This is a genomic window from Thermosynechococcus sp. HY596, from assembly GCF_030518715.1.
Lineage (GTDB): Bacteria > Cyanobacteriota > Cyanobacteriia > Thermosynechococcales > Thermosynechococcaceae > Thermosynechococcus.
In genome coordinates this window covers 1,568,221-1,592,658 of the sequence record NZ_CP130346.1, presented here as the reverse complement: position 1 = coordinate 1,592,658, position 24,438 = coordinate 1,568,221, and the positions used below count along the sequence as shown (strand labels likewise).

Annotated in this window: 19 protein-coding genes; 5 read left to right on the top strand and 14 right to left on the bottom strand. The window is 54.7% G+C overall.

Features of this window, described 5'->3' with window-relative positions:
- Positions 1 to 12 precede the first annotated feature (12 nt).
- The 3 genes from QYC28_RS07940 to QYC28_RS07930 are packed head-to-tail and all read right to left on the bottom strand — an operon-like array spanning position 13 to position 2,868.
- A complete protein-coding gene (locus QYC28_RS07940) occupies positions 13 to 966 on the bottom strand; it encodes an Rpn family recombination-promoting nuclease/putative transposase (RefSeq protein WP_302679270.1) in 954 nt (317 codons plus the stop codon).
- A 3-nt stretch (positions 967 to 969) separates the two neighbouring features.
- Positions 970 to 1,959, bottom strand: a complete 990-nt coding sequence (locus tag QYC28_RS07935; RefSeq protein WP_302679269.1) for an Rpn family recombination-promoting nuclease/putative transposase — start codon at positions 1,957 to 1,959, stop codon at positions 970 to 972.
- Positions 1,960 to 1,962: 3 nt separating this feature from the next.
- Positions 1,963 to 2,868, bottom strand: coding sequence for an Rpn family recombination-promoting nuclease/putative transposase (locus tag QYC28_RS07930; RefSeq protein WP_302679268.1), 906 nt, complete (start codon positions 2,866 to 2,868; stop codon positions 1,963 to 1,965).
- 132 nt (positions 2,869 to 3,000) lie between these two features.
- Between QYC28_RS07930 and QYC28_RS07925 the strand changes: the two genes are divergently transcribed.
- On the top strand, positions 3,001 to 3,321 hold the full coding sequence (locus QYC28_RS07925; RefSeq protein WP_286668575.1) for an MgPME-cyclase complex family protein: 321 nt from the start codon (positions 3,001 to 3,003) through the stop codon (positions 3,319 to 3,321).
- On the opposite strand, the gene QYC28_RS07920 is transcribed toward QYC28_RS07925, so the two are convergent.
- Positions 3,318 to 6,809 (bottom strand): AAA-like domain-containing protein, encoded by a 3,492-nt coding sequence (locus tag QYC28_RS07920; RefSeq protein WP_302679267.1) that lies wholly within the window; start codon positions 6,807 to 6,809, stop codon positions 3,318 to 3,320. The genes QYC28_RS07925 and QYC28_RS07920 overlap by 4 nt on opposite strands.
- Before the next feature lie 10 nt (positions 6,810 to 6,819).
- Positions 6,820 to 7,626: a helix-turn-helix domain-containing protein gene (locus QYC28_RS07915; RefSeq protein WP_149819765.1), complete on the bottom strand. Its 807-nt coding sequence runs from the start codon at positions 7,624 to 7,626 to the stop codon at positions 6,820 to 6,822.
- Between the two features lie 141 nt (positions 7,627 to 7,767).
- Here QYC28_RS07915 and purC point away from each other — a divergent pair, with 141 nt between their 5' ends.
- Positions 7,768 to 8,499 carry a phosphoribosylaminoimidazolesuccinocarboxamide synthase gene (gene purC, locus QYC28_RS07910; RefSeq protein ID WP_302679266.1) on the top strand — a complete coding sequence of 244 codons (732 nt, stop codon included), beginning with the start codon at positions 7,768 to 7,770 and terminating at the stop codon, positions 8,497 to 8,499.
- 13 nt (positions 8,500 to 8,512) lie between these two features.
- Positions 8,513 to 9,496, top strand: a complete 984-nt coding sequence (locus QYC28_RS07905; RefSeq protein WP_149819761.1) for a glucokinase — start codon at positions 8,513 to 8,515, stop codon at positions 9,494 to 9,496.
- Between the two features lie 3 nt (positions 9,497 to 9,499).
- On the opposite strand, the gene QYC28_RS07900 is transcribed toward QYC28_RS07905, so the two are convergent.
- Positions 9,500 to 10,435 (bottom strand): DUF1517 domain-containing protein, encoded by a 936-nt coding sequence (locus QYC28_RS07900; RefSeq protein ID WP_302679265.1) that lies wholly within the window; start codon positions 10,433 to 10,435, stop codon positions 9,500 to 9,502.
- A gap of 251 nt (positions 10,436 to 10,686) precedes the next feature.
- On the opposite strand from QYC28_RS07900, the gene QYC28_RS07895 reads away from it, so the two are divergent.
- Both QYC28_RS07895 and QYC28_RS07890 read left to right on the top strand, forming a co-directional pair.
- On the top strand, positions 10,687 to 11,154 hold the full coding sequence (locus QYC28_RS07895) for a DUF4079 domain-containing protein (RefSeq protein ID WP_149819757.1): 468 nt from the start codon (positions 10,687 to 10,689) through the stop codon (positions 11,152 to 11,154).
- A gap of 267 nt (positions 11,155 to 11,421) precedes the next feature.
- Positions 11,422 to 12,492, top strand: a complete 1,071-nt coding sequence (locus QYC28_RS07890) for an ABC transporter ATP-binding protein (RefSeq protein ID WP_226971912.1) — start codon at positions 11,422 to 11,424, stop codon at positions 12,490 to 12,492.
- Here QYC28_RS07890 and QYC28_RS07885 read toward each other — a convergent pair.
- The 8 genes from QYC28_RS07885 to QYC28_RS07850 form a co-directional block, all read right to left on the bottom strand.
- Positions 12,489 to 14,723 carry a transglycosylase domain-containing protein gene (locus tag QYC28_RS07885; protein WP_302679264.1) on the bottom strand — a complete coding sequence of 745 codons (2,235 nt, stop codon included), beginning with the start codon at positions 14,721 to 14,723 and terminating at the stop codon, positions 12,489 to 12,491. The genes QYC28_RS07890 and QYC28_RS07885 overlap by 4 nt on opposite strands.
- Positions 14,724 to 14,777: 54 nt before the next feature.
- Positions 14,778 to 15,140 carry a single-stranded DNA-binding protein gene (locus QYC28_RS07880; protein ID WP_286668573.1) on the bottom strand — a complete coding sequence of 121 codons (363 nt, stop codon included), beginning with the start codon at positions 15,138 to 15,140 and terminating at the stop codon, positions 14,778 to 14,780.
- 132 nt (positions 15,141 to 15,272) lie between these two features.
- Entirely contained in the window at positions 15,273 to 16,271 is a 999-nt protein-coding gene (locus QYC28_RS07875; protein ID WP_149819749.1) for an ABC transporter permease, read from the bottom strand.
- 3 nt (positions 16,272 to 16,274) lie between these two features.
- Positions 16,275 to 16,568, bottom strand: coding sequence for a DUF2103 domain-containing protein (locus QYC28_RS07870; RefSeq protein WP_190278328.1), 294 nt, complete (start codon positions 16,566 to 16,568; stop codon positions 16,275 to 16,277).
- Positions 16,569 to 16,570: 2 nt separating this feature from the next.
- Positions 16,571 to 18,106 (bottom strand): hypothetical protein, encoded by a 1,536-nt coding sequence (locus tag QYC28_RS07865; RefSeq protein WP_149819744.1) that lies wholly within the window; start codon positions 18,104 to 18,106, stop codon positions 16,571 to 16,573.
- 12 nt (positions 18,107 to 18,118) lie between these two features.
- Positions 18,119 to 19,204: a 5-(carboxyamino)imidazole ribonucleotide synthase gene (locus QYC28_RS07860; RefSeq protein WP_399363215.1), complete on the bottom strand. Its 1,086-nt coding sequence runs from the start codon at positions 19,202 to 19,204 to the stop codon at positions 18,119 to 18,121.
- Between the two features lie 123 nt (positions 19,205 to 19,327).
- Positions 19,328 to 22,045 (bottom strand): bifunctional acetate--CoA ligase family protein/GNAT family N-acetyltransferase, encoded by a 2,718-nt coding sequence (locus QYC28_RS07855; RefSeq protein ID WP_149819740.1) that lies wholly within the window; start codon positions 22,043 to 22,045, stop codon positions 19,328 to 19,330.
- Positions 22,046 to 22,123: 78 nt separating this feature from the next.
- On the bottom strand, positions 22,124 to 24,310 hold the full coding sequence (locus QYC28_RS07850; RefSeq protein WP_149819738.1) for an amylo-alpha-1,6-glucosidase: 2,187 nt from the start codon (positions 24,308 to 24,310) through the stop codon (positions 22,124 to 22,126).
- Positions 24,311 to 24,438: the final 128 nt, after the last annotated feature.

Sequence of the window (24,438 nt, the reverse complement as noted above, 5' to 3'; positions counted from 1 at the left end):
GAGGCAGTATTCTTAGGCGGAGTGATCGAGCCAATCAAACACTGCCTCTAGGTCAGTGAAGTCTAGGAGTGCTTCTGCCAACGCTTCGATTTGATCGGGAGAGAGCTGACGAATCCGTTCTTCAAGGTCATTGGGCACACTGCCAAACCGCCGCCTTAACTGCCGTAGGACAACGGCTGCTTCGCCTTGCTGTAGCCCTTGTTGCAATCCTTGTTGCAATCCTTGCTGCAATCCTTGTTGCAGTCCCTGTTGCAATCCCTGTTGCAGTCCTTGTTGCAATCCCTGCTGTAATCCCTGCTGTAATCCATCCTCTCGCGCCTCAGCATAAACCTCTTGATAAAACCGCGTCCGCTTTAGTTCCTCAGTGGTAAACCCCAGCATGCGCAGCACCTCCTCGCGACTCAGCTTGGTGAATTTGTACAACACAATGGTGGTGATCAACTCCATTATGACTTCTGGCCTTGGAACCGCCTCTATGCGAGTGCGCTCTGCCAGCAACCGTGCTGCTGTCGGCATTTCTGCTTCAGGTAACACTGTGAGCTGCATCAGCGCTAGGCTCAATGGCAACGCCTCAAGTGACCCCAGTTCATTCAAATAGACCCGATGCAGGCGATGACTATTCACCAACACCTCATAGGGGTCAAAAGACACTTGTTCTGCTTGACGATGGGGATAAATCACCACCGCTTGCCAGTCAGAAAAGGTGTGGCGATACAGCCGCAAATAGAGAAAGATTTCCGCAAAGAAGCGTTCATAAAAGGTGTTGTCCCGCTGAAACTGCACTTCACAAAAATAGACTATTCCCGAGGGGTCAGGGGGCACGAAGACGCCATCAATGCGAAAGGCCGTTTGCTTGAGTTCCACGGAGTCAAAACGATACCCCTGCGGCGCTTCTCTGCCCAAAAGGTCGAAGAGGGTTTGGGGTAGCTGGGCAAACAGTTGGTAAAAGAGGGAGTCGCGGTGCATGGGCTAGGAAGAGCGATTTAGCCACGCAAACACTGCCTCTAGGTCAGTGAAGTCTAGAAGTGCTTCTGCCAACGCTTCGATTTGATCGGGAGAGAGCTGACGAATCCGTTCTTCAAGGTCATTGGGCACACTGCCAAACCGCCGCCTTAACTGCCGCAGGACAACGGCTGCTTCGCCTTGCTGTAGCCCTTGTTGCAATCCTTGTTGCAATCCTTGTTGCAATCCTTGCTGCAGTCCTTGTTGCAATCCTTGCTGCAATCCTTGTTGCAATCCTTGTTGCAATCCTTGTTGCAGTCCCTGTTGCAATCCCTGCTGTAATCCCTGCTGTAATCCATCCTCTCGCGCCTCAGCATAAACCTCTTGATAAAACCGCGTCCGCTTTAGTTCCTCAGTGGTAAACCCCAGCATGCGCAGCACCTCCTCGCGACTCAGCTTGGTGAATTTGTACAACACAATGGTGGTGATCAACTCCATTATGACTTCTGGCCTTGGAACCGCCTCTATGCGAGTGCGTTCTGCCAGCAACCGTGCTGCTGTCGGCATTTCTGCTTCAGGTAACACTGTGAGCTGCATCAGCGCTAGGCTCAATGGCAACGCCTCAAGTGACCCCAGTTCATTCAAATAGACCCGACGCAGGCGATGACTATTCACCAACACCTCATAGGGGTCAAAGGACACTTGTTCTGCTTGACGATGGGGATAAATCACCACCGCTTGCCAGTCAGAAAAGGTGTGGCGATACAGCCGCAAATAGAGAAAGATTTCCGCAAAGAAGCGTTCATAAAAGGTGTTGTCCCGCTGAAACTGCACTTCACAAAAATAGACTATTCCCGAGGGGTCAGGGGGCACGAAGACGCCATCAATGCGAAAGGCCGTTTGCTTGAGTTCCACGGAGTCAAAACGATACCCCTGCGGCGCTTCTCTGCCCAAAAGGTCGAAGAGGGTTTGGGGTAGCTGGGCAAACAGTTGGTAAAAGAGGGAGTCGCGGTGCATGGGCTAGGAAGAGCGATTTAGCCACGCAAACACTGCCTCTAGGTCAGTGAAGTCTAGAAGTGCTTCTGCCAACGCTTCGATTTGATCGGGAGAGAGCTGACGAATCCGTTCTTCAAGGTCATTGGGCACACTACCAAACCGCCGCCTTAACTGCCGCAGGACAACGGCTGCTTCGCCTTGCTGTAGCCCTTGTTGCCGTCCCTCTTCTCGTCCTTCTTCTCGCCCTTGTGCTCGCCCCTCTTGTAACCCCTCTTCCCGTGCCTCAGCATAGACGTCCCGATAAAACCGCGTCCGCTTCAACTCTTCCGTCGTAAACCCCAGCATGCGCAGCACCTCCTCCCGACTCAGCTCCGTAAACTTGTACAACACAATGGTGGTGATTAACTCTATTATGACTTCTGGCTTTGGCACTGCCTCTGTGCGAGTGCGCTCTGCCAGCAACCGTGCTGCTGTCGGCATCTCTGCTTCGGTTAGCACGGTGAGTTGCATCAGCGCTAGGCTCAATGGCAACGCCTCAAGTGACCCCAGTTCATTCAAATAGACCCGATGCAGGCGATGACTATTCACCAACACCTCATAGGGGTCAAAGGACACTTGTTCTGCTTGACGATGGGGATAAATCACCACCGCTTGCCAGTCAGAAAAGGTGTGGCGATACAGCCGCAAATAGAGAAAGATTTCCGCAAAGAAGCGTTCATAAAAGGTGTTGTCCCGCTGAAACTGCACTTCACAAAAATAGACTATTCCCGAGGGGTCAGGGGGCACGAAGACGCCATCCATGCGAAAGGCCGTTTGCTTGAGTTCCACGGAGTCAAAACGATACCCCTGAGGGGTGTCTCTGCCCAAAAGGTCAAAGAGAGTTTGGGGTAGCTGGGCAAACAGTTGGTAAAAGAGGGAGTCACGGCGCATGGGCGAGGAAGAGCGATCGCTCCGACCAGAAACTTCAGAAAACTTCAGAACTAGAGTGTTATGGAGGCAGGTGTTCCCCCTATGCTAAGCTGAGGACTGTATAGAATATGTTGTGGTTTTGCATAGATCCCTATGGCGACGTACTATTACATTCTCGCAAGCAAAAAGTTTTTGACTGAGGAAGAACCCCTTGAGGAAGTGTTTCGCGAGCGACAGCGTCACTACCGGGAGCAGGGTAAGGAGATTGATTTTTGGCTGGTGCCCGAGCCGGCGTTTTTAGAGCAGCCCCAGTTTGCTGAACAGAAGGGACGTTGTCCACAGCCCGCCGCAGCCATTATCTCCACCAACCAGCAATTTATTCAGTGGCTGAAGCTGCGCTTGGAGTATGTGCTAATGGGGCAATTCACCAGCGAGGAGGTTCCGAATCCCCTTGCTTCCCTTGCAAGCGTTTAGGGACAGGCTTGAGCAACAGCGGGATTTTGTTGACGGTAGTCCTTGAGCCAGTCACAGGCACTGGTTAATAACTGTCCTAGGGTGGCCAGTGGGCTAATCAAGACCTCGTCATCCTCGGTACCGATCGCCACATAAAGTTCGTCTTGGCCACTCACATCAACGCTGTAGGGAATGGCAGAAATACGATCAATCAGTGTAATGAGCTGGCCTCTTTGGTTCCAAACCCGCACACTGCGATCGGGGGAGGCGGTGGCAATCATTTCACCATCGGGGCTCAGACCGAGACTGACAATACTCCGCTGGTGAGCACGAAACACACGGGGGTTGCTGGGGGCAGTTTTGCCGTGAATTGACCACAAATAGACGGAGCCACTTTCGCCAGCCGCCGCTAGGAATTGGCCGTTGGCACTAAATTCAAGACCGGCCAGCCATCCTGCATCAGGGTTCAGGCGATAGGCAAGGCGATCGCCCTCAAAATTCCAGACCTCAATTGTGCCCGCAGACCCCGTACTCGCCAGCAGGGGGAGTGTCGGATGGAAGCTGAGGCTCCAAATTTCCCCTTCACTTTTGCGCTTTTGAATGTTCTCTGGCCGCTGGAGGTCAACAAGATAAATAGTGCCTTTTTCATCGCCTGCGGCTAAGTACCGTCGTTGGGGATCCATGGACACGGTGTAGAGGGGAGCCTCGATGGGCAGTTGCCAGATTTGCTGGGAGCGATCCGCAAGGTTCCAGATCACTAATTTTCCCCCTTTGGTGGCGATCGCCACCCGCTGGCCACTGGGACTAAAGAGCACTTGGTTGATGCCTTGAGGATCGAGAACTGGGGTTGTGGCAAGGAGCGTGCCATCCCGTCGCCAGTACTTGACGCGACCATCTTTGCCCCCCGTGACCACTGTGGCTGCTTGGGGATCTAAGGCCACTGTCCAAATACTTTCTTGATCGGCAAACCAGTGTTCCGTGCGGTGATGATCGAGGTACCACAGCGTCATTTGCCCCCCGCGATCGCTACTGAGGAGAACTGACCCCGTTGGATTAAAGCTGACGGTATTGATCAGGCGTTCATGACTCCCCAACTCAGCAATCAGTTCACCCGTTGGCTGCCACAGACGCATCGTGTTATCTGTGCTCAGGGTCAATAGACGATAGCCCACAGGAGACGTACCCACAAAATACACTGGGGCTGCACTGACACGCCATTGATTGATTTGCTGCCCCTTGGTGTTCCAAAGGCGGAGGGTGCCATCTTTGCCTACCGTCGCCAGTTGGCCATTGCTGAGATAGGTCAAACTGGTTTGGGGAACGGGAAGATCGGCTTGGACTTGCCATGCTTGGAGCAGTTCCCCCTGACGGGACCAAACCCGAATCCAGCCTTCTTCATCGGCAGTGGCCAAGCGATCGCCCCTGATGGCATAACTCAAGCTATTGATACTCTGGCTAGGGGTGGGAATAGTGGCCAGTAATTCCCCTTCAAGGCTCCAACGCAGCATATCCCCTGTAGTTGTGGTGGCCGTCAACTCCTGCCCCTCTGGACTAAAGCGAAAGTTATTGATCGGTAAGGCAGGCAAACGCCGTTCAAAGATAAGTTTTTGCAGTTCGACACGCCACAGGGAAATTTCGCCCTTATTATTGAGCAGACCCACGCGATCGCCCGCAGGGCTGATCCGCGCCAGTTTGACATTGCCAATCTCCAAAGACTGGGCACTCAGTCGCTCGCCGTTCACTCGCCAAAATTCGACAAGGCCGCTTTCACTAATGCTGAACTGCTGACCATCAGCCGTCAAAAAGGCCGCCATCAGGGGGGTATTGTCACTCTGCCATTGGTTGCGGGCTTGAATGTGATCGAGGAAAAAATTGAGCACAAAGAGGGGGCGCGTCGTGGGGTATTGACTCAGGGGGCGATCGCCCACCAGTCGTTTTAAGTGGCGTCCTGCCTCAATACCTGCTAAAAGGGCGGGTAACTCTTGGGTTTGAAACTGTTCCAGAAGATCATTACTGGTTTGCTCAAGGGCTAGACTTTCTTGGGCGGCTTGCAGATTCGCATGGGTCTTTGCCAAAATTGCCGCTACCCCTAGAGAAATCACAGAAACAATACCAAGAGCCATGAGGGCGCGGCGGGTCAGACGACTGGCTTTTTGGCGAGCTGCCTCGAGAATGCGGTTGGCAGCACTGATCGCCTCCTTTTCTTGGCGCTCGAGCAGTAACGTGTCTTGAATCGCTTTCTGGTTGGCCTCCTGACTGGCAGAAAGATACTGATAATCCAGATCACTGAGACTTTTGCCACTGGCCCAGATCAACGCTTCCTCAAGGGCTTGTCCCCGCAGGAGACGGGAGCTATCACTCCCCCCAGAGCGCAGCCATGCTTGGAACTCCTCACTGTAGGGGCGCAGTTGTGCCAACTGTTGCTCCACCCACGCAGCGTCAAAAATATGGGCATAGATGGGGTTAAAGACTTGCAATTTGCCTTGGCGCTGACACACCAGTCCCGTTAGAGCGAGGGCACGCTGCTCACTACTGCCATCAAGGGGAATGCCCCCCGTTTCTAAAACCCGCTGATAGAGACCCAAGAGCCGACCGATGCGCTGTTCATCAGCCAGCAAGCGATTGCGAATGGTCTTGAGGTGTTCGGGTTCATCTTGCCGCTCCCAATCCTGAAGGATATGCTCTTGGACAAACTGGGCTAACTGCTGGGAGAGGGTTGACGTTGGCATGAATGACCCGTGGTGTTGCAGCAGGCGACAGAGTTTTTGGGTCAAGAAGGGTTGGCCACCCGTCCAATTGAGAATTTCCGCCAAGAGTTGATCGGGGTTGTCGCTAAGATGGGCAATGCCCTTGAGTAGGGGGGTGGCTTCCGCAAGGGTAAATCCCTGTAAATCAATGGCACAACCAATGTTAAAGGGGGTGCGTTGCTTATCTTGAATCAGTTGATCGGGGGTGGCCACGCCAAAGAGAGCAAAGGTTAAGCGCTGATATTCGGGATAATCTGCCCGTTGGTTGTAACAAGCGCGGATCCAAGCAAAAAAATCATCGGTGGAAAAGGGCAGACTCAACAAACTATCAATTTCATCAATAAAAATGACAAGAGGTTCACGGGTGTGGGCAAGCAGCACTGTTTCTACGAAATCACTGAGGCGCTGAATGGGTGACACCAGCTGGCGATCGCGCCACCAAGAGCGCAAGGAGACCACATCAGTTAACTGAAATCCCTGAATGAGGGCACCCACAAAGCTGGCATACCACTGCTCGGGTTGAATATTTTGGCTGCCAATTTTGGTAATGTCGAGGGCAGCACAGCGGTACCCCATTGTCATCAATTGCTGCGTCACCTGCACCCGCAAGCTGGATTTGCCCATTTGCCGCGAATTGAGAATATAGCAAAATTCGCCAGCGGTGAGGGCAGCCAACAGATCCGCATCCGCTTGCCGTCGGACATAGACTGCCGATGTGGTGGGTAAACTGCCCCCCACTTGATAGGTGGTTGCTGCATCCATTGAGGGTGACCTAGTTGGAAACGGTACGCTCAGGTGCTGTTGACGTGGTTGCCCTCTCTGAAGTGGCCTGACTAGCAAGAAATTCTTTTTCTGTCACTTCTCCCAGTTGCCCCATCGGTTGGGACGGACCATTATTGACACTCACCTTGACAGCGCCAGCATTCCCCGTGCGGACAATTAAACGTTCCTTGGCTTGCCAACTGCGCTCTGTTCCCGACTCCAAAATACCGGCATAGACAACTCGACCATCGGCTTCCACCTCGAGCCACGAGGCATCGGAGAGGGACAACTTGACCTCAACCGTTTCAGGGGTCGTAGGGCTGGGCGTCGGTGTTGCCGCTGCTGTGGGGGTGGGTGTGGGGCTGGGGGACGCGGTAGGGGTCGGTGCGGGGGCTAAATCGGTGATGCTTTGGGCTTGGGGACGAAAGAGATAGGCCAACCCAGCCACTGCCGCTGCCACGAGGGCAAAGTACATCAGGTAGAGGTGAATTGGGCGCAACTGCCAACCTATGCCACCCTTGGGAACACTGGGTTTATCGGGGCGCTCCACAGGGTCAGCCACTGTTGGAAAATTGGCGGCAATACTTTTGCCATCAAGGCCAAGGGCATCGGCAAAACGGCGAATAAATCCTTGGGTATAGACGGGTTCGGGTAACTCCTCAAGGTTGGCATTTTCAATGGCTGCAAGGATTGACTGGCGCACCAACGTTTTGGCGGCCAACTCCTCAAGACTTAGACCCACTTCCCGTCGCTTTTCGCGGAGGAAGGCACCAATTTCTGCCAGTTTTTCTGCCTGTTGATTACTGAAGTGAGGCATCGCTATCTATCTCCTGCCGTCAGTCTATGCCAATTTGCCGAAGAGGGGTTTAGCCATTGGGATTATCCTATAGCAAGCTGCTGTGGATTGGGGGACTGCCTTTGCTAGGCTAGATCTGGCTTTTAGACGCACCTCATTTTTATGACTCAGTTCTCTCCCTTGTACGAAGGCAAGGCAAAGATTATTTATGCCACAGCGGATCCAGACATCTTGCTGGCGGCGTTCAAGGATGATGCCACCGCCTTTAATGCTCAGAAGCGCGGCTCGATCCAAAACAAGGGAGTGATGAACTGCGCGATCGCCAGCCATTTGTTTCGGTATCTGGCGGCTCAGGGCATCCCCAACCATTTTATTGCCCAAGTGGCGCCAAACAAGATGCACATTCGGCGAGTAGAGATTATTCCCCTTGAGGTGGTGGTGCGCAATCGGGCAGCGGGAAGCCTTTGTCGGCAGACGGGATTGCCCTTGGGATTAGAACTCAATCCCCCCTTGGTGGAGTTTTACCTCAAGAATGATGATCTTGGTGATCCGCTGCTCACGGGCGATCGCCTGCGCCTATTGCAGATTGCCACAGATGAGGAAGTCGCAAGAATCAAGGAAATGGCCTTGGCCGTCAATACCCATCTCAGTCGCTTTTTTGCTGAGTGTGGCATTACCTTGGTGGACTTTAAGCTGGAGTTTGGCCGCAGTCCGACGGGGGAGATTCTCTTGGCGGATGAAATTAGTCCCGACAGTTGCCGCCTCTGGAATCAGGATGAAAGTGATCCTGAGAAGCGCATTCTCGATAAAGATCGTTTTCGCCAAGATTTGGGCGCCATTGAGGATGCCTACGCCCTCGTGATGCAGCGAGTGTTAGCCCATAGCGTGAGTTAGCAAGGGGTGGGCAATGACCGTTGTACTTGGCGCCGATGTGGGTGGCACAAAAACTCTCATCGAGTTATGGGATGTGGTGGGTAGCGATTGGCATTTGCTCCACAGGGCGAAATACGCCAGCCGCGATTTCCCTGACTTGACAGCTCTTTTGCAAATGTTCCTCAAGGAGAGTCCTGCCCATCCCCAGCGGGCTTGTCTGGGGATTCCGGGGCCTGTGATTGACCAAGTGGCTCAGGTAACCAATTTGGGCTGGCGGGTCAGTGGTGCTGAATTAGAAACGGCATTGCAGATCCCTTGCGTGACGCTGCTGAATGATTTTGCAGCCGTGGCCTATGGTGCATTGGTGTTACCGCCGACGGATTTTGTTGTCCTTCAGGAGCGACCGCGGCGCCCCCAGGCGCCTATTGCCCTATTGGGAGCAGGTACTGGATTAGGGGAAGCACTGATGATTTGGCAGGGCGATCGCTACCAAGTGATGCCCCTAGAGGGCGGCCACACCGACTTTCCACCCCGCAATGAACAGGAAATGGGTCTATTGCGCTATTTGTGGCAAACCTACGAGCGAGTTTCTGTGGAACGGGTGGTTTCTGGCGCGGGGCTAGTGGCAATTTACGAGTATCTCAAGAGTGTCCACTTTGCTCCCGAATCAGCAGTGGTTGCAGCAGCCATGGCAGAGGTGGAGGATCGCGCCGCCGTGATCAGTCAATACGGCCTTGAGGGGGATCCTCTGTGTGCAGAAGCCTTACGGATGTTTGTGGATGCCTATGGGGCAGAGGCTGGCAACCTTGCCCTGAAAAGTTTGCCCTTGGGGGGGGTGCTGATTGCCGGAGGGATTGCCCCGAAAATTCTGCCGAAAATGACCGATGGCACGTTTCGCCAAGGGTTTGTGAGTAAGGGACGATTTCGCCCCCTGATGGAGCAGTTGTACGTTGCAGTGATTACGAATCCAGAGGTGGGATTGCGGGGCGCGGTACATTTAGCCGCTCAGGGGGCCTAGGGGTTAGAGGTGCTTCAGTTGTGGATAGGCCATTAGCAACTCATCAGCAGTGAGGGTGTCACCAATGGCTTGGGGTTGCCAGAGCAATTCGACCGCCAGTAGGCGATCGCTACCAATGCCTCCCAACTGTTGCAGCGCTTGCCGTAGCTCTAGGTCATTATTGACTGCGGGCAGTTTCAAGCGACCCGTGGCAGCCACCACCAAAGTTACAACAATATATTCACCCACATCATTGCTCACCACAGGGGCGATCGCTGTCTGCTTAATTTCACGGCGGTAGTTGGAGAGGGTTTCTGCACTGAGTTTGCTGCGCTCCGCAAGCGCCAGTTGGTTAAAGGCTGTTTCCGCTTGCAGCAGTTTCGTTTCTTGGCTGCTGGCGTGGGCATAAACCCAGTATTGGGGATGGCGCAGCAGAGCAAGCGTTGCCTCTTGCAGCACTTTGGTGAGACCTTCGGGACTTTGGGTATCAGCGGTGAGCGCTAGTTGATTCAGTTCCTCTTGGAGTTCGCGAGCTTGGGCGAGGAGTCCCACATGCAGCGTATGCAGCGAGACCACGGGGTTGTCTTGGTAGATCTCTGAGTCATCGCCGCTATTGCGGAAGTTGCGGAAGGTGGAGATCAAAATATTGGCCAGCACACCAATCATGATGATCGTGAATAGGCCGCCAAAGCCACCGCCAAAACCAAAGAAGGGAATCAGGAAGGGAAAGCCAAAACCACCGCCATAGACTGGAACAGGCTGAGCATAGCCGCCGTAATCACTGCGGGGGGCACGGTAGGAACGGGCGGGCGCCGGACGACTAAAGGAGCCACCCCCGACACGTCCACCACTGCGGGCTGCCCATGCGGCACCACTGTCAAGGACAAGATGGGCAATCAATACCCCCACTGCCACAATTGCTGTCACAGATTTGAGACGTTGCCAAAAAGTTTTCATCATAAATTGTGTTCCCAAGGATTGACACACCGAAGGAGAGGTCCTGCTCTCAGTCTAACGTTTTGTCATCTTTAGAACAGATGGGTAAACCCTACAGCCCTTTTCGCGGGGATGGAACACACTGGCAGCAGTCAAAATTACGGAAGCCTCGCGCCCCCTTGGTGTAGGCCATATTTTAGAAAAGGGCTGTATTACGATATGAAAAGCAAACTTTCGATGAATGCTTTGCCTGCCGAGTTCTGTTCACGAAAACAATGATTGAAATTCCTGAGTCTCTTAAGCCGGTGATTACCTTTGCCCACCCGGTGCTGATGTGGATTCTTTTTGCGCTCACGCTTTATGCCATGTATTTAGGGATTCAAACCCGTCGCCTACGCTCCCTCAGCGGCGAGGAAAAGAAAGCACTGATCCAATCCAAGGTAAATATCAAACACCACCAAGTTGGCGCCATCCTATTGGCTTTGATGGTCATGGGGACGATTGGCGGGATGGCGGTCACCTACATCAATAATGGCAAGCTCTTTGTCGGACCGCACTTGATTGTGGGTCTGACCATGACGGCTCTGATTGCCCTTTCCGCTAGCTTAGTTCCCTTTATGCAAAAGGGCAGTGAGACTGCTCGAGCCCTGCACATGACCCTCAACCTGTTTCTGGTGATCCTTTTTGGTTGGCAGGCGGTGACGGGTCTGCAAATTGTGCAGCGAATTCTCAATGCTAGTTAGATGCGGGTGGCAACCTAGGCAGCGAGCGTAGCAATTGCAAAATCTCTGCAACAAGCGAGGACTTTTGTGCCAGAATATGAGGAGCACTAGTTACAGCCCTTTTCACAGGGATGAATATGCTTAGCACTGCGAAAGCGCGTGTGGGTCAGCATTTCACTTACCTGACGTACCCAATATTTCAGAAAAGGGCTGTACTGCAAATAATTCCTAATGCAGTGGGTGCTCCTTCGCTTTACTGATTGCAGACAGTTCGCTTTCTGGGTGATCATGACCACACTTTCCCTGATGCCAACGCTTCAAACAGCCGTCCGGGTTGAGCACTTACATAAATCCTTTGGCCGCTTTGCTGCGATTTGCGATGTGAGCCTCTGTGTCCATGAGGGGGAAATTCTCGGGCTGTTGGGGCCTTCGGGTTGCGGTAAGACAACGCTACTGCGCTTAATTGCCGGTCTGGACACGCCAGATGCTGGGGAAATTTGGGTGGGCGATCGCTGTGTGGCAGCGGCAAATGTCTTTGTGCCCCCTGAGCAACGGTCTTTGGGCATGGTCTTTCAGGACTTTGCCCTGTTTCCCCATTTGACGGTGGCGGAGAATATTGCCTTTGGTTTGCAACAACAACGCCTGAGCAAGCAGCAAATTCAGGAGCGGGTGGCAGCAGTTTTGGCTCTAGTGCAGCTGGCGGATCTGAAAAAGCGCTATCCCCATGAGTTGTCGGGTGGCCAACAGCAACGAGTTGCCTTGGCGCGGGCGATCGCCCCCCAACCAGCGGTGATTCTCCTCGATGAACCCCTGAGTAATCTGGATGCCCAAGTGCGACTGCAACTGCGGGAAGAATTACGCACCATTCTCAAGGGCACAGGGACAACGGCAATTTTTGTTACCCATGATCAGGAGGAAGCCCTGAGTCTGTCGGATCGCTTAGCGGTGATGCGTCAAGGCAAGATTGAGCAGGTGGGTAACCCCCAAGACATTTATTGCCAGCCGGCCTCGCGATTTGTGGCAGGCTTCATTACCCAAGCCAACTTTTTGCCGGCCTGTGCCGAAGGGTCTCAGGTGCGCACGGATGTTGGTGTCTTTCCCCTGCCGGAAGCACTCCCCAAGAGGGAAGGGGAGGTGATGATTCGGGAAGAGGATGTGCAATTGCAGCCAGACACTGCGGCAACCAGCTGCTTTGTGATTCGCGATCGCCAGTTCCTTGGTCGCGAGTATCGCTACTGTATTCAACTGCCCTCCGGTCAAGATCTCCACGCCCGCCAGCCCCTTGCTGTGAATTTACCCGTTGGTACCCCTGTGAAAGTGGCCGCGCAAGCGGTGCGTTTCTTTCCCAAGGAACTCTAGTTTAGGGCACGCCCCATATATTCGCCCCAAAGAGCGGCAGCCAACCCACTACTGCCTTGGGTGGGGCTATTATCATCATTGCCCAGCCAAATTCCGGTGAGGACATCAGCAGCGGGCACGTAGCCAATAAACCAAAGGTCGCGGCCATCATTCGTGGTGCCCGTTTTGCCCGCCACGGAACGGCCAATGGCGGCGGCACGACCCGTCCCCCGGCTGACAACAGCGGTCAGCAAACGCGTCATTTCATTGGCGATCGCTGGGTCGAGCACCCGTTGAGGCCTTTCATCACTCGCGGCATAGATCAGGCGACAGGTCTGCCAGTCGTTTGTTCTTTTACAATCACCGCCATCGCGCACCGAAACAATGGCATGGGGCGGAATGCGCTGTCCTTCATTGGCGAGTACGGCAAAGGCACCACTGATTTCAAGGAGGGTGACTTCACTTTGACCGAGAACAAGGCCGGGCACCGCTTGCAGAGGCGTCGTAATCCCCATTGCTCTGGCCAATCGAATGGTGGCCTCCAAACCAACGGCTTGGGCAAGACGTAAAGCAATCGGATTTTCGGAAAGGGCTAACGCTGTGGCTAAATCCATCGCACCACCGCCTGCACGACAGCCCTCAAATTGTTGCCCCTGCCAGAAGACGGGCGCGCAGGAAAAGGTTTCACCAGCCCTATGGCCTTGCAGGAGGGCTTCGGTATAGACAAACACCTTGAATGTGGAGCCCGGTTGACGCAGGGCAAGGGTGGCACGGTTAAACTGGCTTTTTTGGTAATCCACGCCACCCACGAGGGCAAGAATCAAACCATCCCTCGGCCGCAGGGTAATCAGTCCCCCCTGATGAACCCCATAGGCGCTGCCAGTGCTGGTGATAAAATTGCGCAGACTGGTTTCGGCCAGTTCTTGCCAGCGGGGGTCTAGGCCTGTCTCCACAATCAGGTTGCCCTCTTGGGCGAGGTTTTCACCGAGGAGTTGGGCAAGTTCCTGATAGACATGATCCGTGTAGTAGGGAAAGCGCTGGGAGGTGAGCAATTCCCGCGCCTTGGGACTAATTTCAATGCGGGAGCGACGGGCGCGATCGCCCTCTTCTTTGCTGATGTAGCCCTGCTGCACCATGCGCAAAATGACCCGATTGCGATAATCCACCGCCGCATCGTAGTCGCGCACCGGGTTAAAGCGGTTCGGTGCCGGCAGAATCCCCACTAGGGTGGCGGCCTCATTGAGTGTCAAGTCTTTGGCAGGCTTATCAAAGTAGAATTGCGCCGCATCCTCAAAGCCGCGATTGCCTAAGCCCAGATACACGCGGTTGAGGTAGGCCAACAGCAGCTCCTCTTTGCTGTAGAAAAATTCCAGCTTCAGGGCAACCGCCATTTCGCGCCACTTGCGGCCGAGGCTCTCATCCATCCCCACATGGGAACGAAAGAGTGTACGTGCCAACTGCTGGGATAGGGTACTTGCTCCTTCACGTGTTTGGCGGGTTAATAGATTGGTCACCACCGCTCGCGCCATGCCCAGAGGATCAACACCAAAGTGCCAGTAGTAGCGCACATCCTCAGAGGCCAAGACCCCATGGACTAAGTAAGGGGAAAACTCATTGAGCCGTTGCAGTTCGCGGTGGGGGCGATCTTCGACTGGGTTGATCAGTTCCCCTTGGCGATCGAGGAGAATAATCGGCCCTTGCTCAATCGGAGGCAGGGGACGCACCGCCACTTTGCTAGCTTCGGCAGCTAGTAATCCCATTACAAGGCCACTGATGCCGATCGCCCCCCAAATGCTGTAGGTGACAGCATGAACCCAAGGGGGGAGTGGATTGTGGAAGCGGAGGGTAACAGCACCTTTAACCTCTGGGGGGCCAAGGGTAATGACATCGCCGTGGTGCAGTTCACTTGTTTTCAGGCGCTGCCGTTTGCGATAGATGCCGTTGGTGGAGTCTAAGTCTTGGATTTGAAAGACGCCTGTGGGGGTGAGCCGTTTGAGGCGGGCATGGGTACCACTGACAATCTCGGCATCGACAATAATATCGGCACGGCTGTGGCTACGTCCAATAACATAGCGATCGCCAACCAAGGGAAAGACTTGGCGTTGACCTTTGAACTCAACCCATAACTCGGGCGTGCGAGCATTTTCCCGCAGGGAGACCTGTTGCCAATCAAAGCGAGAGTGTACCGTTTGCACCGCTTGGGTGACGGTTTGAGTCATGGACTGCCAAAAATCTCGGGCAGGATTGGGCATGGCAGCAACGATAGGGACACTGTGATTTGACGAACAGGTAACTCGATTGTATCCCTACATTTCTGGCACATAGCCCGCTGGCACGGCACTCGGATCCGTATCCCGCTTGGAACTGAGAATATCCATTCGGTCAACTAAAATGACCGGCGAGGAGCGCTCAGCCCCCGTGTTGCGGTCTTGCCAGCGATCGAACTTGAGACTGCCCTTGATACCCAACAGCGTTCCTTTGCGCACATAATCAGCAGCCACCTGAGCGGTTTTTCCCCAAATTTCCAAGTTAAACCAATCGGGTTGATCGTCCTTGGTGGGGCGATTCACCGCCAATGTCAGCCGACACTTCACACTCCCCGACTCAAAATAGCGAACGTCGGGATCACTGCCAACACGACCCACTAGATGAACCACGTTTAGACCCATGGCTGACTGCCTCAAACTGCTCTTTGCCCCATTGTACATGGTTCCATTGGTGCTACTGCCTCAAAGCCCAGCCAGCGCCTTGCTCAGCTGTTGCCTCTCCATAGATTTTTGTAAAAATTGGGTTCTGCGGGGTTACCGAATGCGGGGGTCAGCCCATTTCAGGAGTAAATCTGCAAGGAGGTTGCCAATAATCAGCATCACTGCCCCCATCATCAGGCTGGCCATGACGACATAAATATCTTGGGCAGTTACCGCCTGTAAAATTAAGCGCCCCAGACCCGGCCAGTTAAAGAAAAATTCGGCAATAAAAGCACCACTGAGGAGGCTGGCAAATTCAAAACCCAACAGGGTAATGAGGGGGTTCACCGCATTGCGTAGGGCATGGACGTAGATCACCCGTGATTCCGGGAGTCCCTTGGCTCGTGCCGTTTGAATGTAGTTTTGGCGCAGCACATCTAGTAAATTCCCGCGCATGAGCCGCTGTAAACCCGCAAAGCTGGTGAGGGTGAGGGCAATAGTCGGTAAAATCAGGTGCCAGCCAATATCCAGAACTTTGCCCCACCAAGGGAGGTCGTCGTAAAACAAACTGGTCATGCCCCCCACCGGAAACAAAGGGGTGCTTTGGGCAAGAAAGAGCAGCAAGAGGGCGGTAATGAAGCTGGGAAACCCTTGGCCAATGTAACTAATGACCCGCAGCAGGCGATCGCTCCAACGATCTTGGGTCACCGCTGCCCAAATACCTAAGGGAATGGCTAATCCCCATGTGAGCAGAATGGAACTTACGGACAACAGGAGGGTGGCGGGTACCCGCTCCCACAATAGCGATGCCACCGATCGCTGATAGACAAAACTAGTACCGAAGTTGCCATAGCGAATAATTTGCCACAGCCAGCGAAAGTATTGCTCCACGGGCGACTTGTCGAGGCCAAATTGCCGCTCCAATTCCTGCAAGCGTTCCAAGGAAATTTGGGGATCCGCCTTGAGATTGTCCAGATAGTTGCCCGGTGCCAACTGCATAATGGCAAAACTCAACGCCGAGGCCAACAGCAGCGTGATCAGGGCTTCCCCCAAGCGTCGCAAAATCAGGCGGCTCGTTTCATTCCCTAAGCCTTGGCCAATGGATTTGAGCATGGATCATTTGGAAGCCAGCACGGCATCAATAGCAGCCTTGAGTTCTGCTTCACTCAGTTGGGTAATGACAAACACCTCCTGCACCGTTTTGCCTCGCCGCGCAATCACCTTAAACCCACCTTTGATGGGCACCGAAACCCGTAGGTGTAGATGGGGGGATTTCCCTTTGACAGGGGCAATGACACCGGGCGTGAGGGTACTAATCCCCGCCACTTTGGCCAATTTTTCCAAGACGGGAATCAAGCCTTCAATATGGGTAGAGTGATTCAGGACAACCCGACCCGTTCCTGCTGCCATTGTTAGGGTAACCACCGTGCGTGCAAGCCGGGTGCCAAAGGTTCTGGCATCCCAACGACAATTTTATCTTGATTTAATTCTAGGGGGAAAAGCCAAATTTGATGCTGTTGAGGGGGCAGTTGACGCGGTGGCGGGGGGGGTGCTTGGGGGTCAGTGGGCAGTTCTGCCAGATCACTGGGACTGGGGTTGACGGGGGCAGTCTCGCTATAGAGATCGCTATTATCCACCACATCGGGCATTTCCCGTCCCTCAACAGAGTCAACGGCCAATGTACGGCCATCGGGTGCCAAACTGAGGTAGAGTTCCTGCTGCGGGTCAAAATCCTTGAGCTTGAACAGTTCCTTGGTTTTCAGATCAAAGAGGGCAAGATAGGGAACTTCGCGGTAATGGCCTTCCCCTTCAATGCGGGTGAGGATGGCATAGAGAAATTCCCCCTTGGGGTCAAATTGACCAGCAATGATTGAGCCATTGATGGTTAGCAGTTCTCTATGCTCGCCAAAGATGTCCACCACATAGAGCGATCGCGAGAAATTGGGGTTAAACTTCACCGCTGCCACTTGCCGGCCATCGCGGCTAAAGTCCAGCACCATGCCATACTGGGGCAAAAAGTCAAAGTCACTCTCACCATTGCCGGCTTCTAGGGGCACAATCGCTAACCCCTGCCCTTGGGCAATGATTAAATGCTGGTTGTCGGGGGCAATGCGAAAATCACCGGCCGCCGCTTGGTTGAGCCGCCGAGGCTGAAAATTTTCATCGAGGAGCCACAGGGAGCTATCCGCAGGCTGGAGACGATTTACCCGCTGAACCACAATTTTGCTGCCGTCATTGGCCAACTGAAAGCGCAGGTTTTGATACTCGCTATTGTCAAGGATTAGGGAAATTTCGCCCACGGGTCGAGGTTGCCGGCGGGGGGTTTCAGGGGCATTGAAGTATAGCCCGGTAGTCACGGTGTACAGTTGGGGGTCAAAGCCCATTTGCTCGCCGCGCTCGCCGGCACTAAAGAGAATGCGATCGCCAGCAGGATAGGGCTGAAAGTCAAACACCCGTAGATTGGGGGGACTGAGGAAGGTCTTCTGTTGCAGCGTTAGGTTATAGAGGATGAGGCGCCCCTCTTCGACCCCGGAGCCAAGATAGACCAGCACGCGATCGCGACTGCGAAACTGTCCCTGAAAGGGTTTGATCGGTTTCCCTTGGGGCACAGAAACGGCATCCTCGAGGGAGACTTTGAAGGTTTGACCGTAGGGAATCGGCTGCGTCAGCGTGTAGGCAAAACGACGCCCCGACCAACTGGCCTTGCCCTCAAGGGGTGGCTCAATCTTGAGATGCTCCGCCACCGATGACCAATCCATCAGCCGATTAAAGGCGAGGATAAAGGCGCGATCGTCAGACCCCACATCGCGGTTTTGCCATGTAAAGTCCCGCACTTGGGCTTGGGTGCGATCGCCCCCCCACAACAGCAAAAGGGTCAGCACCAGCGCCACAAGGAACACACTCAAAGCAGCGCGATCAAGGGGCTGAGGAAAGGAGTGAGAACGCATTAGCAGGAACGGTCACACAGCAACAGGCGTACTATACCAGAGGGCTTCAATGTGCTGGATCATGGGTAGGGCTGCCGCTGGTTCTGCCAACAGCACTGTAAGATGACCCAACTTGCGGCCCGCGTAGGTTTGACTTTTACCATACCAGTGAAGGTTCGCGTGGGGGAGAGCCGCCAAGGCCTGACATTTTGCCCCATAGTCAACCTGCGGTTCGGCTAAGCCCAAGAGATTTACCATCACCGCTGCCGGTACCTGCATGGCGGGACTGCCCAAGGACTGGCCACTAATGGCGCGCAAGTGCTGCTGAAATTGACTCGTGATGCAGGCATCAATGGTGTAATGCCCAGAATTGTGGGTGCGGGGCGCAATTTCATTCACGAGTACCTCACCCGTGGCTGTGAGGAAAAACTCAATGCCAAAAATACCCACAGCATCAAGTGCCGTTAGGATTTGGCGGGCAATCTGCTGAATTTGCTCACTCACTTGGGGGTCAACCGGGGCAGGGGCAATCACCCAGCGACAGATGGCAGCCACCTGCTGCGTCTCCACCACGGGATAAAGGGCAATCTCCCCTTGGGGCGATCGCGCCGCCATGATCGCCAGTTCTTTGACATAGGGCACAAAGGCTTCCACCAAAAACCCTTGGGGCGGAATTTCTGGCCAACGCTGCTGAAACTGCTGCCATGCCTGCTCATCGGAGATGACAAATGTTCCTTGGCCGTCATAGCCGTGGCGACAGGTCTTAATCACACAGGGCAAGGTGGGGGGGCGATCGCCCAAATAGCCAAAGGCCGGTACAGGAATCCCCAGTTGTTGCAAAAAGTGGCGCTGCTGGTACTTGTCCAAAAGGGGGGCTAGGGAAGCAAGGCGGGGATAAAAACAAACCCCCTGCTGTTCAAGGCGCTGCAACCCCTCGAGATCGACAAACTCATTCTCAAAGGTCATCACATCAACCTGCTTAGCTAGGTGTGCTGTCGTTGCCACATCGGCGATCGCCCCATAGCAGACCCCCTCAGCAACCGCGACGGCTGGATCCGTTGCCGCAGGCGTTTGTACCCACAGCGAGAGTCCCATTTCCTTGGCCGCCAGCCCCAACATCCAAGCCAACTGACCGCCACCAATCACCCCAATCTTGGTTACGTTGTTCACGCTTCCTCTAATCGACTCAACGGAACCTATTGTCCTACACCAATGATCCTAGGGTTCTATGCTTTGTATCCCCTAGAGGGCAAGCTGCACCAACCAAACACTGGGGTCGTCACCCGCAGCAAACTCAAAGTTCAATTTGCGGCAAATACGAATCATTCCCTCGTTATCCTTGAGAACATAGGCGTGGATGGCACTGAGACCCTCATCGCGGCCAATTTGAATCAAGCGGCGTAGTAATTCAGTACCAAGGCCTTGCCGCTGCCAGCGATCGCTAATCAACATCGAAAACTCGGCTGTATTGCTAAAGTGATCCTTACTGAGGCGAGCCGCACCAATAATTTGCGGTTCACTGGCGCCTTGATGCTCCACCACCAGAGCCATCTCGCGATCGTAGTCCACAAAACAGATGCGCACTAGGCGATCGTGGGCAACCCGCTGCGACAACTTCATCAGGTGGAAATAGCGCAAATAGACACTCTGCTCCGAGAGGGTCGCATGGTACTGCCGCATTAGGGGTTCATCCTCTGGCCGAATCGGTCGAATCAGCACTGGGGTACCATCGCGCAACTGCCAAGGACTCACGTATTGGGTGGGATAGGGACGAATCGCAGGCTTGACAAAGGTGCTTTCCTCTTTGTGGAGCAGAATGCGGGCATCCAAGGCCATCAGGCGATCCGGGGGTGCCACCAGCAGGGGATTGATGTCAATTTCCTTAATCCACGGCTGCTCCACCACCAGCAGGCTAAAGCGCACCAGCAGATCTTCTAATAGGGCAAGGTTGACGGCTGGCCAGCCCCGCACGCCGGCAAAGGCACGGGAGATTTTCGTTTGCTGAATCAGACGGCGTGCCAAGGTGGTGTTCAGGGGGGGAAGGGCGATCGCGGTGTCTTCGAGGACTTCCACCAACTGTCCCCCCGTACCAAAGAGAATCACCGGCCCAAACTGAGCATCGGTGGAACTGCCCAAAATGAGTTCAAACCCCTTCCATGGGATCATCGGCTGCACGGTGACACCAGCAAAATGACCCGCGCCAGCAGCAGTGGTGACATTTTTCTCAATCTGTTGGTAGGCGGTAATGACCGCAGCGGCATCGGGAAGATTGAGGGCAACACCCCCGACATCGGTTTTGTGGGTAATTGTGGGCGAATAGAGCTTGAGAACTACGGGATACCCTAGGCGATCGGCAGCAGCCACTGCCTCTGCTTCACTGCGGGCAATACAGGTTTCCACCACCGGTAGGCCGTAGGCAGCAAGAACCGCCTTGGCTTCCCACTCCGTCAATAGGGTGCGCCCCTCACTGCGCACGTGCTCAAAGAGTTGACTGACAGCATCCCGATCCGGGGGGGTGGTGGTTAGGGGCAGCGAGGGGGTTTGGTAAAGCGCCTGCAAGTGATCGCTATAGCGCCACATATAACTAAAGATGCGGGCAGCGGTATCGGCATAGGCATAGGTGGGAATGCCCGCCTGATTGAGAATCGCTTCTCCCCCTTTGACCGTTGTGCCCCCCATCCAACTGGCCAGAATCGGCTTGGCACCACTGGGACGGTTTTTGGCATAGGTAGCGAGATCTTGGGCGATCGCCAGCGGATCCGTCATAGCTTGGGGCGTCAGCACCACCAGTAGGCCATCACTGTTGGCATCGGTTTCACAGTGTTGCAGTGCCTTGAGGTAGCGATCCGCAGTGGCATCCCCCAAAATATCCACGGGGTTACCGTGGCTCCAAGCGGGGGGGAGCACTTGATTCAGTGCCTGTAGGGTATCCCCAGAGAGGGGACTGAGTTTACCACCCGCCCGAATCAGGGCATCAGTGGCCAAGACCCCAGGTCCACCGGCATTGGTGAGAATCGTCAGATGGGGGCCTTTGGGGCGCGATTGCTTGTCCAAGACTTCGGCCATGTCAAACAAATCTTCAATGGTTTCCACCCGCAGCACCCCACAGCGTTCTAGGGCCGCATCCACCACTGCATCGGATCCCATCAATGCCCCGGTATGGGAAGCGGCGGCCTGAGCGGCGGCGGCAGTGCGTCCTGCTTTGATGACAATAATCGGCTTGACATAGGCCACTTCCCGCGCGGCGGAGAGGAACGATCGCGCATCCCCCAGAGATTCCATGTAAATAACAATGCAGCGGGTTTGCGGATCATCGCCTAGGTAGTAAATGAGGTCGCCCCAGCCCACATCCAGCATCGTGCCAATGGACACAAAGGCACTAAAGCCGACATTTTCCTGCAAACTCCAGTCCAAAATTGAGGTGCACAGGGCGCCACTTTGACTGAGAAAGCCGACATGACCCGATCGCGCCATTGTCGCGGCAAAGGTAGCATTCAGCCCCGTGGGCGGACACATTACCCCCAGACAATTGGGACCAATAATGCGCATCCGCGCCTGACGGGCGATGGCTAAAATCTCTTCTTCGAGGGCAAGACCCGCCGCCCCCACTTCCCGAAATCCCGCCGAGACAATAATTGCCCCCTTCACACCCGCTGCTGCACACTCGGCAACCACCGCTGGTACTGTAGCCGCAGGGGTGGCAATGACTGCGAGATCAACCGCTTCGGGAATCGCGGTCACACTGGCATAGGCCTTGATGCCCAACACCGAACTGCGGCGCGGGTTGACGGGAAAAACCGTTCCGCCAAAGGGGGTTTGAATCAGATTCCAGAGAAGGGTGCGGCCAACACTGCCTTCTTTTTCACTGGCACCGATGACAGCAACACTTTTGGGGGCAAAGAGGGGACGCAGGGGCTGATGACCGGCGCGCCAAATATCGTAGGCGGTGGTTCGTGTCATGCTGTTACTCGCGCTACAGAGGTTGGGAACTGAGCCACCTCTACTCTAGCGAGGGCGATCGCCCCTAGTTACGCTTCGTTACGCTGAGTGCACTTCCCAGTCACAGCCCTTCTCGCCGGTGCGCCAGAGCCGCAGATGAAAGCGACTGTCACCAACCCGCAAATTACGGAGGTGGAGTTCCTCGATACTGTTGGGCAACAGGGGCTGATGCACCAAAAACTTGCCTTGGGGCACATCCACCAGCGGCCAAGCCATGATCTGAATGAATTGAAACAGACTGCCCGTTGCCCAAGCTTGGGGAGAGCAGGCTACGGGATATTGCACCGGTTGGGGATAGGTCTGGCGATCGAAGCCACAGAAAAGTTCTGGTGGGCGCAAATCTGGCTGCCGACAGGCCATATCAAAAAGGGTATCCACTAAGGTCAGGGCAAAGTCACTATCACCAATGGCGCGCAGCCCCAAGGCAATCAGACCCGTATCGTGGGGCCAGACCGACCCCAAGTGATAGCCAATGGGATTGTAGGCAGGGGAGGTGCTGCTGAGGGTGCGAATGCCCCAACCATTGAATAGATCCGGCAGCCGCAGGCGTTGCCCTATCCGCTGTGCTTTCTCGGGGTCGCAAATGCCCGTCATCAAGCACTGCCCCGCATTAGAGGTGAGGCTATCCACCGGCTGACCGTCGCCATCGAGGGCAAGGGCATAAAAACCCTCTGATTCCAGCCAAAAGTCACGGTTGAAGCGGTCTTTGAGGGCAGCGGCTTCGTTTTGCCAGCGATCGCCCCACTCGCCATAGCCAAAGTCTCGAGCAAGGGCACTCAGACGGGTTTTGGCGGCATAGACGTAGCCTTGGACTTCACAGAGGGCAATGGGACTGTGAGCCAGTTGACCGCGACGGTTGACGATACAATTGCCAGAATCTTTCCAGCCTTGGTTGTCAATGCCCTTGGCTGCTTGGCGATCGTAGGTGAGGTAGCCCGTGGCGGCCATTTGTTGATCCACCCAGTTCATTGCCGCAAGGGCATGGGGCCAGAGCGCCTCGACCGTGGTGCGATCGCCCGTCCATGCGTAGTAGTCGGCATAGAGCATCAGCCACAGGGGGGTGGCATCCACCGTACCATAGTAGGGGGTATGGGGAATCTCGCGGTTGCGCGCCATCTCGCCAAAGCGCAGTTCATGGAGAATTTTCCCCGGCTGCTCATCGCGCTCAGGACAGACCTGTTTCCCTTGGTAATGGGCAAGGGTACGCAGGGTATCACGGGCGATCGCTGGATTGAGGATCAGCGTCTGTATCGCCGAGATGATCGAGTCACGGCCAAAGAGCGTCGCAAACCAAGGAATCCCCGCAGTCAAAACCTTGCCATGGCCAAAGGACTGCAAGAGCATATAGAGATCCGCCATCCCCCGCCGTAGGATGCGATTCCACTGCGGATTTGAGGTGACAATTTCCGTGCAGTCTGACCACCATTGTTGCCGTTCCTGTTGCGCCGCTCGATCGGCAGCCGCTAGGGATGAAGGCACAGGGACATGGGCGGTGGGTGCCCCATTGGTAAAGGGACGGACGCAATAGTGAATGCTGTGGTAGCCTTGGGGTTCTAGCTTGAGGTGCCATGTGGCGGTGGTGTCATCAAGACGGTCGGGGGGGGTGCCCAAGAACTGCACTTGGGTCTCCATGAGGGCACCATCAAGGCCTTGGTAGGCAAAGCAGAGATCGGCGCGTCCTTTGGTGTGGCGCAATTCACAACTGACGGGTTGCAGCGTTTTTCCCCGCTGTGGGCGACCACCGCCGTATTGGCGAATTTCAAATAAATCTTGAAAGTCTGCCGCAAAGGTTAAACTAATCTCCACGCTGGCCGGCTGCGCCTGATGATTGGTGATGAGAATCGTTTCAAAGAGGGCACCCCGCACCACTAGGAATCGTTCAATTGCTAAGGCCTCCGCGGGCAGAGAAGGTTGCTTGGAATTAGTGCACACCACCTTGAGCGCATGGCTACCCGTACAATGAAAACTCAGCAGAATCGGGCGATCGCCCCCCACGCGCAACTCCGCTTGACTGAGGAAGCGGGTATCCTGACAAAATAAACCTGTAATAGCCGTTTGCTGCTCATCATTGCAGATATTGCCCAATTCATCACAAATGAGCAGCACATCGTTGTCCTTAAGGACAGGAACAGTTTTCGGGTGAGTTCGAATTTTAGTAGCCGGCAGGGGCGGGGCGACAATGGGGATATAATCGCGCCCATACAGGGAAACAACATCGCTCTCCATGGGTGCGGCAGCAGTCTGTGTTCAATAGGAACAATTTTCGGTTATTTGCTAGATCATCTCGCAGGACAGCCATAATTGCAATAAGTAAATATGCACAATTGTAATGAGTAAATATGCGGTTGCCTCTG